Here is a 13,130-nt window from a genome sequence, read left to right on the forward strand (position 1 = left end):
CTTATAGGTAGGTGCGCGGCTTGCGACAAGCGGGCACTGTGCGCGGCGCGGGCGGGCGTTTTCTTCGTAAGAAAACGGCCTGCGCCGGAATGGCGGTTGTCGCATCAGGGGGCAGGCCCTAGGATTTGCAGCATGGGAATCGATATGGACATGAGCACGCCGGAAGGCTGGCACGCGGCGCTGGCGGCGCTGGCGTGGCAGGTCGATCTGGGCGTGACCGAGGTGATCGGCGATGCCCCAGTGAACGCCTATGTCCTGCCCGACAAGACCAAATCGGCAGCCCCGGCGGCGGCTGTGATGCCGGTCCTGACCCCCGCGGCGCGGGCCGAGGCCGAGGCGGGGCAATCGGTTGCGGCCGCAAAGATCGCTGCGGCTGCAGCCGGTTCGGTCGAGGCACTGCGCGAGGCTTTGGCAGCCTATGACTATTGCGAGGTGAAGCGGGGTGCGCGCAATCTGGTCTTTGCCGGCGGGCGGATCGGGGCGCGTGTACTGGTGCTGGGCGAAGCGCCGGGGCGGGAAGAAGACCTTGAAGGGCGGCCCTTTGCCGGGCAGGCGGGCCAGTTGTTCGACGCGATGTTCGCAGCCATCGGGTTGAGCCGCGAAAGCCCGGACACCGCGACCGGTCTTTATGCGCTGTGCGTGATGCCATGGCGGCCTCCGGGCGAGCGCGAGCCTACGGCCGAGGAATTGGCCATGATGCGCCCGTTTGTCGAGAGGCACATCGAATTGGCAGCCCCCGATCTGATCGTGGCGATGGGCAATGCGCCCTGTGCGATGCTTTTGGGGGCCAAGGCCGTGCTGAGGCTGCGGGGCAATTGGGGCGAGGCGCTGGGCAAGCCGGTCATGCCTATGGTGACGCCGCGGCACCTTTTGCGCAACACCGCGCAGAAGCGCGAGGCCTGGGCGGACCTGTTGGCGATCAAGGCGCGGCTGGCGCGATGATCGTTGAACCTGCAGTCCTGCTTGCCTTTGCCGGTGCCGGTCTGGCGCTTAACCTGACGCCGGGTGCGGATATGATGTTTACGCTGGGTCAGGGCCTGCGCTCGGGGCGGCGGGCGGCCATGGCGGCCAATGCGGGGATTGCCGTGGGCGGCCTTGTTCAGACGCTGATTGCCGCCTGTGGGCTGGGGGCGCTGGTCGCGGCGCATCCGATGGCGTTCGACCTGATCCGCTGGGCGGGGGTGGCCTATCTGCTGGTGCTGGCAGTTCAAGCGCTGCGGGCGGGGCCGGTTTCGGGGCGCGAGGTGGCCTTGCAGGGGGCGGGGCGCGTCTTCGTGCAGGCAATGGTGGTGAACCTTTTGAACCCCAAGGTGATCTTGTTCATCCTTGCGCTTTTGCCGCAGTTCATCGATCCGGCGCGGCCGGTCTTGGCGCAGTTCATGGTGCTGGGCCTTGTCTTTGCGACGGGCGGGTTCGTGGTGAACGGGCTGGTCGGGTTCTTTGCCGGGTCCATCGGGCAGCGCCTGGCGCGATCGGCTGTGCTGGCGCGCTGGCTCGGGCGGGCGAGTGCCTTGATTTTCACGGGGCTGGCGGTTCGGTTGGCCATGTTGCAGCGGGGGTAGGGCCATGAGCCGGATCGACGAGAGCCGTGATTTCATACCGATGCGGATCGCGGTGTTGACGGTCAGCGACACGCGGACGCCAGCCGACGACAGATCGGGCGACACGCTGGTCGAGCGGTTGACGGGGGCGGGTCACGTGCTTGCGGCGCGGGGGATCGTGCCAGACGACCGCGCGGTGATCGCGGGTCGGTTGCGGGAGTGGATCGCTGACCCTGCGGTCGATGTGGTCTTGAGCACCGGCGGCACCGGGCTGACAGGGCGCGACGTGACGGTCGAGGCGCATCGGGACGTTTATGAGAAAGAGATCGAGGCCTTCGGGACGGTCTTTACCATCGTCTCGATGCAGAAGATCGGCACCAGCGCCGTGCAATCGCGGGCCTGTGGCGGTGTGGCGGGGGGGACCTACCTTTTCGCTCTGCCCGGATCGCCCGGCGGCTGCCGCGATGCGTGGGATGAAATCTTGAGCTTGCAGTTCGATTATCGGCACAGGCCCTGCAATTTCGTCGAGATCCTGCCGCGTCTGGAGGAGCACCGTCGCAGGAAGTGACGGCTTCGACCACGATTTTTCTGCGAAAAATCTGGCGCCCTTGGCCGATGCGTGGTGCTAGGGGCCGGGCAGCCGTTGATCTCGACAGCGCTGTTTTCGGCTATCACGGTGACAGTGACGCCCGAGCGGTCAAGCGCAAAGGGCGTTCCCCCGGGCGGGACGAGGTCCGAGGTGGCGGTAAGGAGTGCACCTTTGCGGGCCGAGTTGGACTGGCTGACCCAGACGCCGCTTGTGGCGGTTTCGAACACCACCACTTCCTTGCTGCCCGGATCGGGCAGGCCGATATCGGCGGTCAGCCGCAACCCGTCGGCGATCGGGTCGACGGTGCAGCCGATGCCGGTCATGCCTGCGGCCTTGGCTGCCGTGGGAACCGAGGCGAGGGCAGACCGTATCGCGCCGGTCTCGCCCTGTTGCGAAAGATCGGCGCTCAGGGTGACCGAGGCGGGGATGCAGATGTCCTTGCACACGCCAAGATCGACCGTGGCGCGCAGGGTGACGGGCATCGTGGCGTCGAGCGGCGTCACCTCGACCGGCAGGACGAGGTGGTCATGGTAGCCGATGGTCTGCATGCCGTTCAGATCAAAGACGGCAGGGCGCGGCCAATGGAAGCGAACCGATTTGAGGTTGGTCGAGGCGGAAAAGTCGAAGCTCGGGGGGATACCCGCCTCGCCCGGGGCGCGCCAATAGGTCTTCCAGCCGGGGGCAAGTTTCAGGTCGAGCGCGGCCATATGGGTGCCGGTTGCGGTTTGCCAGCCGGGCAGCATGCGGGCAGAAAGCACCTCGTCCTGCGTCAGGGCCTGCACGGGCATGGCGAGGCAAAGGGCAAGGGCGAAGGAGAGGGCGTGCATCATCATGCGATGGACGATAGGCGATGGGCGGAAAATGGGAAATCACTTTGACGAGACGTTTTGGCGCGGGAATCGGGCTTGAGCGGGCGAGGTTCGGGCTCCACATTGAGAGGGTGCGCCAGACCTGTGCGAAAGGAGTGCCCCGATGGATGACGTGACCGATCTTGACGGCAAGCTGTTGATTGCAATGCCCGGCATGGGCGATCCGCGCTTCGAGCGGGCGGTTATTCTGGTCTGCGCCCATTCCGAGGACGGGGCGATGGGGTTGATCGTCAACAAACCCGTCGCGGATCTGAGCTTTGCGGGGCTTCTGGAGCAGCTTTCCATCCCGCAGGCGCCCGAGGGGCGCGACATCCGCGTGCATCTGGGCGGTCCGGTCGAGCGGGGGCGCGGCTTTGTGCTGCATTCGACCGATTATGCGGGCGGGCCTGCGACGATGTGGATCGACGGGCGCTACGGGATGACCGCGACACTGGATATCCTGGAAGCCCTGGCGCAGGGCGGGGGGCCCGCGCGGGCGCTGCTGGCGCTAGGCTATGCGGGATGGGGGCCGGGGCAGCTCGAGGACGAGATCAGGGCCAATGGCTGGCTGATCGGGGACGCGCCGGACGATCTGGTCTTTTCGCGTGACGATCCGGGTAAATGGGTAGGCGCGCTGAAGGAGTTGGGGATCGATCCCTTGTCGCTGTCGGCAAGCGCGGGGCGGGCCTGAGGCAGGGGGCCTTCTGCCCCCTCTTGGCCTTTGGCCAATTCACCCCCGAGGATATTTGCGCAAGCGTGAATGGCAAAGCGGGTTCGCGGCTTTCATGCTTGCGCAAATATCCTCGGGGTGAGCCCGCAAGGGCGAGGGGGGCGAGCCCCCCTTCTTCATTCGCCGTAGGGGATCCAGATGGTTTTCACCTCGGTCGCCTGGGCGAGGATGGTTTGGGCCTTGATCGGGAAAGCGGTTGTCTGGCCATGGTTGACCCATGTCCGCTTGAGGTTGGTGGCACTTTCCTCTTCGACCAGTTTCGAGACAGGGGACGAGGAGAAGGACCAGAGCGCGTCGACGTCCATGTGGCCAGCCAGCGGTTTGGCCAGTTCGACGTGGCTGCCGGTGACGATGTTCACCACGCCTGCGGGCAGGTCGGAGGTCTCGAAGACCTGATAGAGGTCGGTCGCGGCCAGCGGGAATGGGTCGGAGGGGGCAAGGACGCAGGTGTTGCCCATGGCGATCGCGGGAGCCATGAGCGAGACGAGGCCGAGCAGCGGTGCGTCATCGGGGCAGAGGGCGGCGATGACGCCGCAGGGTTCGTGCATGGCGACAGCTATGCCGCGGATCGGCACCGATTTCACCGCGCCGTCGTATTTGTCGGCCCATGCCGCATAGGTGAACAGCGTGTCGATTGCGGCTGCGACCTCGGCATCGCCCGAAGCGCCGGTCAGGTCTTTCAGGCGGCGGGCGAATTCTTCGGCGCGGGCTGAAAGGTTCTCGGCCAAGTAGAACAGGATTTGTGCGCGCATGTGGGCGGATGCTTTGGCCCAGCCTTTGGCGGCATGGGCGGCTTCGACCGCGTTCCTGATGTCCTTGCGGTTGCCAAGGCCTGCGTGGCCGAGGAGTTTGCCCTTGGCCGACCAGACGGGGCGAGAGTAGCCGCCATCGGGGCGGGCCTGTTTGCCGCCGATGAACAGTTTGGCCGTGCGGTCGAGCGCAGGGGCTTCGGGGTTTGCGGGTTCCGCGACGGGGACCACGGGTTTGAGGGGCTTGGTCTTGGCCTTGGGCCTGAGGTAGGCCATCAGCCCTTCCCAGCCGCCTTCGCGGCCGAAGCCGCTTTCGCGTACCCCGCCAAAACCTGCCGCCGCGTCAAAGAGGTTGGTGGCGTTGACCCAGACCACGCCCGCCTTCAGCTTGGGCGCGATGTCGAGGGCGAGGTTGACGTTTTCGGTCCAGACCGTGGCAGCAAGGCCGAAGCGGGTGTTGTTGGCGAGGTCGACCGCCTCGGTCGGGGTGCGGAAGGTCATCGACACGAGGACGGGGCCGAAGATTTCTTCCTGCATCAGGCGCGAGGCGCTGCCGAGGCCGGTGATGAGAGTGGGCGGATAGAAGCAGCCCTGCGCGGGAAGGGGGGTGGCCGCGCGGTAGATTTCGCCTTCGCTTGCGTTGACCATCTCGGTGATGGTGGCAAGCTGGACGGGGTCGACCACTGCGCCGATGTCGATGCATTTGTCCAAGGGGTCGCCAATGCGGAGGCCATCCATCCGGCGTTTCAGCTTTTCGTGGAAGCGGGGGGCGATGCCTTCCTGCACCAGAAGGCGCGAACCGGCGCAGCAGACCTGACCCTGATTGAACCAGATGGCGTCGACGAGGCCTTCGATGGCGCTGTCGATATCGGCGTCGTCGAAGACGATGTAGGGGGATTTGCCGCCGAGTTCGAGCGTCAGCGCCTTGCCCGTGCCGGCGGTGGCGCGGCGGATCGCCTTGCCCACGGGGGTAGAGCCGGTAAAGGCGATCTTGTCGACGGGGGCCGCGACGAGGGCGGCGCCGGTTTCACCGTCACCTGTGACGATGTTCAAAACACCTTTTGGCAGGCCCGCCTCGCGGCTGATTTCGGCAAACAGCAGCGCGGTCAGGGGGGTGTATTCGGCGGGTTTGAGGACGATGGTATTGCCTGCCGCAAGGGCGGGGGCGACCTTCCATGCCAGCATCAGGAGCGGGAAGTTCCACGGGATCACCGCGCCCACCACGCCAAGGGGGGCGTGGTCGGGCAGTTCGGCGGGGGCGAGTTGGGCAAGCCCCGCGTGGTAGTAGAAATGGCGGGCGACGAGGGGCAGGTCGATGTCGCGCGATTCGCGGATGGGTTTGCCGTTGTCCATGGTTTCCAGAACCGCCAGCAGGCGGGCGTGTTTCTGGGTCAGGCGGGCCAGCGCGTAGAGGTATTTCGCGCGTTCGTGTCCCGAGAGTGCTGCCCATTTCGGCTGGGCGCGGCGGGCGGCGGCGACTGCGGCGGCTACGTCATCGGCGGTGCCTTGGGTGACGGTGGCGAGGGTTTCGCCCGTGGCGGGGTTGGCGGTCGAAAAGCCCCGCGCGGGGGTGCGGAACGCGCCGTCGATGAAATGGCCGAAGGCGTGGTTGTGCTTGGTAAGCCATGCGCGGGCCTCGCCGTTCGATTCGGGGGCGGGGCCGTAGGACATGGCGTCGAAGATTTCCTTGATCGTCATGATCTTAACCCATCGCGTGGCGGTTGGCGGCGGAGTAGTGGCCGGTCAAGTGGTGTTCAAGCTGGCGTTCGATGTCGCCCAGAAGGGACGAGGCGCCGAAGCGGAAGAGGTCGGGTTGCAGCCACGGGTGGCCGAGTTCGTCTTTTAGCAGCGAAAGGTAAAGCAGCGCGTCTTTGGCCTTGGCGATGCCGCCTGCGGGTTTGTAGCCGACCTTTATGCCGGTGCGGTCTTGGTAGTCGCGGATCGCGCGGATCATCACCAGCGACACGGGCAGGGTGGCGTTGACGGGTTCCTTGCCGGTCGAGGTCTTGATGAAATCGGCGCCTGCCATCATGCAGACGAGGCTGGCGCGGGCGACGTTGCGGAGCGTGCCGAGTTCGCCTGTGGCGAGGATCGCTTTGACATGCGCGTCACCGCAGGCTTCGCGCATTTCGCGCATTTCGTCGTAGAGGGCCTGCCAGTTTTGCGTCAGCACATGGCGGCGCGAGATGACGATGTCGATTTCTTTCGCGCCTGCGCGGACGCTTTCGCCGATTTCCGCGATGCGGAGGTGAAAGGGCGATAGGCCCGCGGGAAAGCCGGTCGAGACGGCGGCGACGGGGATGCTCGTGCCTTCGAGCGCGCGGACGGCGGTTTCGACCATGTCGTGATAGACGCAGACCGCGCCCACGGTCAGGCCGGTCATCCCGAGCTTTTCCAGAACCCAAGGCGAAACCGGCTGGCGGGCCTTGGCGCAAAGCCGTTCGACACGGCCCCATGTGTCATCGCCCGACAGCGTGGTCAGGTCGATCAGCGATACGGCCTTGCACAGCCACGCGGCCTGATAGTCTTTTTTTACCGAGCGGCGGCCGCCCAAGCTGGCGGCGCGGCGTTCGATGGCCGAGGTGTTGGCCTGCACCGAAGCGACCCAGTCAAGGTCAAGCGCCATGCCCGGATTGCGGGCATGGGTGACTTGGGGCAGCTGCGTTTTAGCGGGGGCAAGTGTGGTCACGCCGTATTCCATGCTTCAGGGGCCTTCCCTTTGGACGGGGAAAGGATGCACGGGGGGCGGCGGGGTTGCAAGCCCTGCCGGCGGCGATATTTGACCAAACGGTCAGGTTTATGCGTCGCGCTTGGGCAGGTTGGGCTGTTCGTCGTCGAGCGTGGGATCGAATGTCGCCCAAGGACGGTCGGTGCCGCTGGGGGCGGGGCGTAGCGGCCAGACCAGAGGTGGGTTTTGGACAGGTAATTGGCGGTGATGGGGGCTGTGACGAAGATGAAGACCATCACGATGATCTCTTGCCAGCTGAAGCCGCCGAGGCCGATGCCGTGCAGCATCGAGGCAAGCAGTGCCGCGCCGAGGCCGACGGTCGAAGCCTTGGTCGGTGCGTGCAGGCGTTGCATGCCGTCTTTCAGCCGGATCAGGCCGTAGCTGCCGATCAGGCCGAAGGCTCCGGCGATGACGAGAAGGGCTGCGAGGACATAGGTCATTCGATCACACTCCCCCGCAGCAGGTATTTGCAAAAGGCCACGGTCGAGACAAAGCCTGTCATGGAGAGCAGCATCGCGGCTTCAAAGTTGAAGCCGAGGCCCGTCTTGATGCCGTAAAGCACGATCAGGGCGATGGCGTTGACCACCATCGTGTCGACGGCAAGGATGCGGTCGGGCATGGTCGGGCCGATCAGCAGGCGTGCCAGCGTCAGCAGGAAACCCGCGCCGAAGCAGGAAAAGGCGAAGGCGAGGGCATAGGTCAGGATCAGGGATTCGGTCATTCGAAGATCCTTTTCAGGCGGGCCTCGTAGCGGTTCAGGATGTCGTCGCGGATCGCGTCGGGGTCGGGGGCGTGCAGCGAATGGATCAGAAGCGCGGTGCCGTCGCCGTTCATGTCGGCGGTCACGGTGCCCGGTGTCATGGTGATGGTGCCTGCGAGCAGCGCGATGGCCTCGGGCGATTTCAGGGTGATCGGGACGGTGATGAAGGCCGATCTGATCTGGTCGCGCGGCATGAAGAGCACAATCTTGGCGACCTGTATGTTGGCGATGATCACATCCCAGACCACCAGCCCGACATAGGCGGCAAAGAGCGGCAGGCTGTTGATGCGCGGTTTCTGCGGCCAGTAGGCTTGGGTTGCCAAGGGGATCAGCGTGGCGAGGATCAGCGCCATGACGAGGCTGCCGACGGCCAGTTTGTTGACCAGCAGGAACCATGTCACCACCAGAAGCAGCGACAGGACGGGGTGGGGGAACAGGCGGCGCATCAGTTGGCCTCCAATCCGTTGGCAGCGATATAGGGCTGCGGGGCGTGCAGGCCTTCGGCCGTGAGGGTAAGCCAGCCGGTGACGGGCCCTGCAAAGACGGTGAGGGCAAGGAGCAGGGCGAGCAGGCTGGCGATGGCGGCAAGGGCTGCGGGTTCGGGCTTGGCTGTGGCCTGATCGGTGGTGTTCCAGAACAAGGTCGAACCGGCGCGGGCAAAGCCGAGGATCATAAGAAAGGAGCTGAACAGGATCAGCGTCCAGAGGATGGCATGGTCGCGCAGGCTGTCGAGGACCAGCAGTTTGCCGATGAAGCCCGACAGGGGTGGCAGGCCCGCCATGGCGATGGCGGTGGCAAAGAACAGCGCCGCATGCAGGCCCGACAGGCGAGGGCCGGACACCAGTGCTGCGCTGCGGCGGGCGGTGATCTGGTCGGCGATCAGGAAAAGGGCCGCGGTCGCGAGGGTCGAGTTGATCATATAGTAAAGCCCTGCCGCCGTGGCTTGGGGCGTGTTCGCCGCCAGTGCGATGAACAGCGTGCCGATCGAGGCGATTGCGGCAAGGGCGGCAAGGCGGGGCAGGGTGCTTGCGCCAAGGGTGCCGATTGCCCCGACCAGCAGGGTCAGGCCCGCTGCGGGCAGCAGCAGGTCGGTCAGCAGCGGGCCGATTGCGGGGCTGGAGGCGGGCAGGATCAGGGTGATCGTGCGAAGGATGGCGTAGGCGCCGACCTTGGTCATGATGGCAAAGAGTGCGGCCACAGGGCCGGGCGCATTGGCATAGGTGCCCGGCAACCAGAATTGCAGCGGCACCAGCGCGCCCTTGATCGCGAAGACCCCGATCAGCAAGATCGCGGCCACGCGGATCAGGGCGTGATCGCCCGCAGGCAAAGCCGCAATCTTGACCGCGAGGTCTGCCATGTTCAGCGTGCCCGTCACCGCATAGATCAGCCCCAGCGCAAACAGGAACAGCGTCGAGGCGATGAGGTTGAAGGCGACATACTGGATGGCTGCGCGCAGCCGGTCGCGCCCCGCGCCATGGACCATCAAGCCGTAGGATGCGATCAGCAGGACCTCGAAAAACACAAAAAGGTTGAACAGGTCGCCGGTCAGGAAGGCTCCGTTCAGGCCCATGAGCTGGAACAGGTAAAGCGCGTGGAAGTGGCGGCCGCGCCGGTCCCATCCGGTCGCGATGGCATAGACCTGCACGATCAGCGCAAGGAGCGCGGTCAGGACCAGCATCAGCGCGGCGAGGCGGTCGAGCACCAGCACGATGCCAAAGGGCGCGGGCCAGTCGCCAAGGCGGTAAAGCTGCGGCTCGGCCGAGATTGCCAGCAATACAAGCGCAAGCCCGAGGAGGGCAGCGGTTCCGGCAAGGCCGAGGATGCGTTGCACGGTCTGGTCGTGGCGCAGCAGCAGCAACAGCGGGGCCAGCATCGCGGGCAGGACGACGGGGGCAATGATCCAATGGGTCATGCGTCGTCTCCCTCGGCCGTGTTGGCGGTCATGTCGGTGCGGTCATGGCCCGCGGTCAGCCAAGCGCCGAGCGCCATGAGCACGATCACCGCCGTCATGCCGAACGAGATCACGATAGCCGTCAAAACCAGCGCCTGCGGCAGCGGGTCGGTATAGGCGGTCGCGGTTTTCGAGATGATCGGCGGCAGGCCGGGGGCAAGGCGGCCACTGGCGAAGAGGAAGAGGTTGACCGAATAGGACATGAGCGACAGCCCCACGATCAGCGGCCATGTGCGCTGGCGCAGGACGAGGTAGAGGCCGCAGGCGGCAAGCAGGCCGATGGCAATGGCGATCAGGATTTCCATGGTCAGATCCCCTCGCCCATGTCGATGTCATAGGGGGTGCGGGCCGCGCCGTGGCCCGCGCGCCCTGCAAGCCGCCCCAGCGAGTTCAAGGCCAGCATCACCGCGCCAAGCACGGTGAGGTAGACGCCGAGGTCAAAGAGCGCGGCGGTGGCCCATTCGAACTCTTCCAGCGGCCAGAGATGGATGTAGCCATAGTCCGAGGTCAGGAAGGGCAGGCCGAAAGCCCATGCCCCCGCACCGGTAAGGGCGGCGATCAGGATGCCGCTGGCGATCAGGCTGTGAAAGGCGAAACGCTGCCGCGCCTCGGTCCAGCCAAGGCCCGAGGCCATGTATTGCAGCACGAAGGCGATGGCGGTCACAAGGCCCGCGACAAAGCCCCCGCCCGGCAGGTTATGGCCGCGGAAGAACAGGAAGACCGCGACGATCAGCGCAAAGGGCAGCAGGAAGCGCGTGGCCATGACCATCAGCAGCGGGTGGCGGTCGCCCGCCGGTTCGGGGCGGGATGCGCCAAGCGTCGCAAGGCTGCGGCGGACGGCGGGGGTGGCCAGAAGCGCCTCGGTCAGGGCAAAGAGGATGATCGCGGCGATGCCAAGGACGATGATCTCGCCAAAGGTGTCATAGCCGCGGAAGTCGACGATGATGGTATTGACCGCGTTGGTGCCGCCCGCGCCCGGTTTGGACTGGGCGAGGTGATATTCCGAGATCGGCGCAAAGGCCGGGGCGCGGGTCATCATGGCGTAGGACAGTGCTGCAAGGGCGGCGCCTGCGGCCCCTGCAAGCGCGATGTCGCGCCAACGCCGGAAGGACGAACTTTCGCGTGGGGTTTCCTTGGGCAGGAAGTTCAGCGCGACCAGCATCAGCACCGCTGTCACCACCTCGACCGTGATCTGGGTCAGCGCAAGGTCGGGGGCGGACAGCCATGCAAAGGCCGCCGAAAGCGTCAGGCCGATCACCCCGACCATAAGCAGCGACAGGATGCGGTTGCGGTGCAGGATGGTGGCAAGGGCGGTGGCTGTCACCAGAAGCAGCCAGCCGATAGCGGGCACGGGTTCGATGGCCAGAAGCGCGCGGCTTCCGGCCATGTGCGTGCCGCTGGCAAAGGCGAAAACGGCGGCGGCGGTCAGCACGGCGGTGGCTATGGCGGTGGCGCGGGTGAACGACCCGTCGTGCAGCGCATCGGTCACGCGGCGCGCTGCGCGGGCGGCGGCGGTGACGGTGGCGTCGAAGATTGCCTTGGCGTCGGGCTTGGGGGTCGCGTCCCACAGGGTGCGGAGCGGGCGGTAGGCGAGCAGCACCAGCGCCCCGCCAAGGACCGCCGCGACCGACATCCAGAGCGCGGGGGCGTAAAGCCCGTGCCAATGGACGATCTTTACCGTCACGGGCGTGCCGGTGGTGGCGCTGGCGGCCACGTTGACCAGCCATGCGGCGGCGGTCATCGGGATCAGGCCGATGATGACGACCAGCGCCGACAGGATCGCGGGGGAAAGCCACAGGCCAAGCGGCGGGTCATGCGGTTTTTGCGGGGTCGGTTTGGCCGTGCCGAAGAAACCGTGGACCAGAAAGCGCAGGCTGTAGGCGACCGAGAAGAGCGCGCCGAGCGTGGCAAGGACGGGCAGCAGCCAAGCGGGGCCGTAGCCTGCGTGCAGCGTTTCCTCGAGCATCATTTCCTTGGACAGGAAGCCGTTCAGCGGCGGAATGCCCGCCATGGAGAGCGAGGCGGTGGCGGCGATGGCGAAGGTGACGGGCATGGCGCGGCGCAACCCGCCGAGCAGACGCAGATCGCGCGTGCCGGTTTCATGGTCGACGATGCCTGCGGTCAGGAAGAGTGCGGCCTTGAAGGTAGCATGGTTGAGGATGTGGAACAGCGCCACGGTGGCGGCGGCCGGTGTGCCGAGGCCCAGAAGCATGGTGATCAGGCCAAGGTGGCTGATGGTGGAATAGGCAAGCAGCGCCTTTAGGTCATCCTTGAAAATCGCGACCTTGGCGCCGACCAGCAGCGTGGCAAGCCCCGCGCCGGTGACGATCCAGAACCATTCGGGCGACCCGGCGAGCACCGGCCAGAGCCGCGCCATGAGGAAAATGCCCGCTTTCACCATCGTGGCCGAATGGAGGTAGGCCGAAACGGGGGTGGGTGCCGCCATGGCGTGCGGAAGCCAGAAGTGGAAGGGGAACTGCGCCGATTTGGTGAAAGCACCGATCAGGATGAGCAAAAGCGCAGGCACATAAAGCGACGAAGCGCGGATCGCCTCACCCTGCGACAGGATCACCGACAGCTCGTAGCTGCCCGCGATATGGCCGAGGATCAGCATCCCCCCGATCAGGGCAAGCCCGCCGCCGCCCGTGACCGCAAGCGCCATGCGCGCGCCTTGGCGGCTCGCGGGCAGGTGGCTGGAAAAGCCGATCAGTAAGAAAGACGACAGCGAGGTCAGTTCCCAGAAGACCAGCAGAAGCAGGATGTTTTCCGACAGCACGATGCCGGTCATCGCGCCCTGAAACAGCAGAAGATACGTGTAAAACAGGCCCATCCGGTCGCCGCGCGACAGATAGAAGCGGGTGTAAAGGATCACCAGCATCCCGATCCCGAGGATCAGCCCCGCAAAGAAGAGGCCCAGTCCGTCGAGCCGGAAACTGGCCGTCAGGCCAAGCGCGGGCAGCCATTGCAGGCTGTAGACCAGCGTCTCGCCGCGCAAGACGGCGGGGGCCTGCGTGGCCAGCAGCACGAAGGCGAGAGCGGATGTGGCGAAACTTGCCGACGCACAGACAGTGCGGCCCGACCGGATCGCCAGTCCGGGAAGGAGCGCCCCCAGAAAGGGCAGCGCCGCGATCAGGGCGAGTATCATTGCTGGTCGTATCCCTTGCCTGTGGTCTGTCCGGCGCGTTGCTTATGGTCCGCCATTTGTGAATCGCGGTAAAGCGTTCAAGGCGTCAC

At 65.8% G+C, this 13,130-nt stretch carries 13 protein-coding genes; 4 read left to right on the top strand and 9 right to left on the bottom strand.

Translation table 11 applies throughout. The features are described 5' to 3' along the window. The first annotated feature begins 132 nt into the window (after positions 1-132). Genes HYN69_RS02630 through moaB form a run of 3 tightly spaced genes read left to right on the top strand, consistent with a single transcriptional unit; the run spans position 133 to position 2,109 of the window. Positions 133-942: a uracil-DNA glycosylase gene (locus tag HYN69_RS02630; protein ID WP_108434377.1), complete on the top strand. Its 810-nt coding sequence runs from the start codon at positions 133-135 to the stop codon at positions 940-942. After that, positions 939-1,562 (top strand): LysE family translocator, encoded by a 624-nt coding sequence (locus HYN69_RS02635; protein ID WP_108434378.1) that lies wholly within the window; start codon positions 939-941, stop codon positions 1,560-1,562. Before HYN69_RS02630 ends, HYN69_RS02635 begins: the two co-directional genes overlap by 4 nt. A 4-nt stretch (positions 1,563-1,566) precedes the next feature. Beyond that, positions 1,567-2,109 (top strand): molybdenum cofactor biosynthesis protein B, encoded by a 543-nt coding sequence (gene moaB, locus HYN69_RS02640; protein ID WP_108434379.1) that lies wholly within the window; start codon positions 1,567-1,569, stop codon positions 2,107-2,109. Here moaB and HYN69_RS02645 read toward each other — a convergent pair. Beyond that, positions 2,040-2,963: a protein-disulfide reductase DsbD domain-containing protein gene (locus HYN69_RS02645; protein WP_230426466.1), complete on the bottom strand. Its 924-nt coding sequence runs from the start codon at positions 2,961-2,963 to the stop codon at positions 2,040-2,042. The two genes, moaB and HYN69_RS02645, sit on opposite strands and share 70 nt — an antisense overlap. Before the next feature lie 139 nt (positions 2,964-3,102). Here HYN69_RS02645 and HYN69_RS02650 point away from each other — a divergent pair, with 139 nt between their 5' ends. Continuing rightward, positions 3,103-3,669, top strand: a complete 567-nt coding sequence (locus tag HYN69_RS02650; protein ID WP_108434380.1) for a YqgE/AlgH family protein — start codon at positions 3,103-3,105, stop codon at positions 3,667-3,669. A 155-nt stretch (positions 3,670-3,824) separates the two neighbouring features. Here the strand turns inward: HYN69_RS02650 and HYN69_RS02655 are convergent, their stop codons facing one another. The 8 genes from HYN69_RS02655 to HYN69_RS02690 are packed head-to-tail and all read right to left on the bottom strand — an operon-like array spanning position 3,825 to position 13,041. After that, the gene (locus HYN69_RS02655; RefSeq protein WP_108434381.1) at positions 3,825-6,155 is read right to left on the bottom strand and encodes an aldehyde dehydrogenase family protein; all 2,331 of its coding nucleotides are present in this window, start codon (positions 6,153-6,155) and stop codon (positions 3,825-3,827) included. Positions 6,156-6,159: 4 nt separating this feature from the next. After that, positions 6,160-7,158: a deoxyribose-phosphate aldolase gene (gene deoC, locus HYN69_RS02660; protein ID WP_174213592.1), complete on the bottom strand. Its 999-nt coding sequence runs from the start codon at positions 7,156-7,158 to the stop codon at positions 6,160-6,162. Next, positions 7,143-7,625 carry a cation:proton antiporter gene (locus HYN69_RS02665; protein ID WP_230426467.1) on the bottom strand — a complete coding sequence of 161 codons (483 nt, stop codon included), beginning with the start codon at positions 7,623-7,625 and terminating at the stop codon, positions 7,143-7,145. The genes deoC and HYN69_RS02665 overlap by 16 nt, the downstream gene beginning before the upstream one ends. Next, positions 7,622-7,906 carry a K+/H+ antiporter subunit F gene (locus HYN69_RS02670; protein ID WP_407925242.1) on the bottom strand — a complete coding sequence of 95 codons (285 nt, stop codon included), beginning with the start codon at positions 7,904-7,906 and terminating at the stop codon, positions 7,622-7,624. Before HYN69_RS02670 ends, HYN69_RS02665 begins: the two co-directional genes overlap by 4 nt. Beyond that, positions 7,903-8,394, bottom strand: a complete 492-nt coding sequence (locus tag HYN69_RS02675; protein ID WP_108436997.1) for a Na+/H+ antiporter subunit E — start codon at positions 8,392-8,394, stop codon at positions 7,903-7,905. The genes HYN69_RS02670 and HYN69_RS02675 overlap by 4 nt, the downstream gene beginning before the upstream one ends. After that, positions 8,391-9,857, bottom strand: coding sequence for a monovalent cation/H+ antiporter subunit D (locus tag HYN69_RS02680; protein WP_108434382.1), 1,467 nt, complete (start codon positions 9,855-9,857; stop codon positions 8,391-8,393). The genes HYN69_RS02675 and HYN69_RS02680 overlap by 4 nt, the downstream gene beginning before the upstream one ends. Next, positions 9,854-10,201: a Na+/H+ antiporter subunit C gene (locus HYN69_RS02685; RefSeq protein WP_108434383.1), complete on the bottom strand. Its 348-nt coding sequence runs from the start codon at positions 10,199-10,201 to the stop codon at positions 9,854-9,856. Before HYN69_RS02685 ends, HYN69_RS02680 begins: the two co-directional genes overlap by 4 nt. Positions 10,202-10,203: 2 nt before the next feature. After that, a complete protein-coding gene (locus HYN69_RS02690) occupies positions 10,204-13,041 on the bottom strand; it encodes a monovalent cation/H+ antiporter subunit A (protein ID WP_108434384.1) in 2,838 nt (945 codons plus the stop codon). Positions 13,042-13,130 lie beyond the last annotated feature (89 nt).

Source organism: Gemmobacter aquarius (assembly GCF_003060865.1).
Taxonomy (GTDB): Bacteria; Pseudomonadota; Alphaproteobacteria; order Rhodobacterales; family Rhodobacteraceae; genus Paragemmobacter; species Paragemmobacter aquarius.

Excerpts from the sequence above, each read along its gene's own strand:
- HYN69_RS02630 (WP_108434377.1), top strand. The coding sequence starts at position 133 with ATGGGAATCGATATGGACATGAGCACGCCGGAAGGCTGGCACGCGGCG.
- HYN69_RS02635 (WP_108434378.1), top strand. The coding sequence starts at position 939 with ATGATCGTTGAACCTGCAGTCCTGCTTGCCTTTGCCGGTGCCGGTCTG.
- moaB (WP_108434379.1), top strand. The coding sequence starts at position 1,567 with ATGAGCCGGATCGACGAGAGCCGTGATTTCATACCGATGCGGATCGCG.
- HYN69_RS02645 (WP_230426466.1), bottom strand. The coding sequence starts at position 2,963 with ATGATGATGCACGCCCTCTCCTTCGCCCTTGCCCTTTGCCTCGCCATG.
- HYN69_RS02650 (WP_108434380.1), top strand. The coding sequence starts at position 3,103 with ATGGATGACGTGACCGATCTTGACGGCAAGCTGTTGATTGCAATGCCC.
- HYN69_RS02655 (WP_108434381.1), bottom strand. The coding sequence starts at position 6,155 with ATGACGATCAAGGAAATCTTCGACGCCATGTCCTACGGCCCCGCCCCC.
- deoC (WP_174213592.1), bottom strand. The coding sequence starts at position 7,158 with ATGGAATACGGCGTGACCACACTTGCCCCCGCTAAAACGCAGCTGCCC.
- HYN69_RS02665 (WP_230426467.1), bottom strand. The coding sequence starts at position 7,625 with ATGACCTATGTCCTCGCAGCCCTTCTCGTCATCGCCGGAGCCTTCGGC.
- HYN69_RS02670 (WP_407925242.1), bottom strand. The coding sequence starts at position 7,906 with ATGACCGAATCCCTGATCCTGACCTATGCCCTCGCCTTCGCCTTTTCC.
- HYN69_RS02680 (WP_108434382.1), bottom strand. The coding sequence starts at position 9,857 with ATGACCCATTGGATCATTGCCCCCGTCGTCCTGCCCGCGATGCTGGCC.
- HYN69_RS02685 (WP_108434383.1), bottom strand. The coding sequence starts at position 10,201 with ATGGAAATCCTGATCGCCATTGCCATCGGCCTGCTTGCCGCCTGCGGC.
- HYN69_RS02690 (WP_108434384.1), bottom strand. The coding sequence starts at position 13,041 with ATGATACTCGCCCTGATCGCGGCGCTGCCCTTTCTGGGGGCGCTCCTT.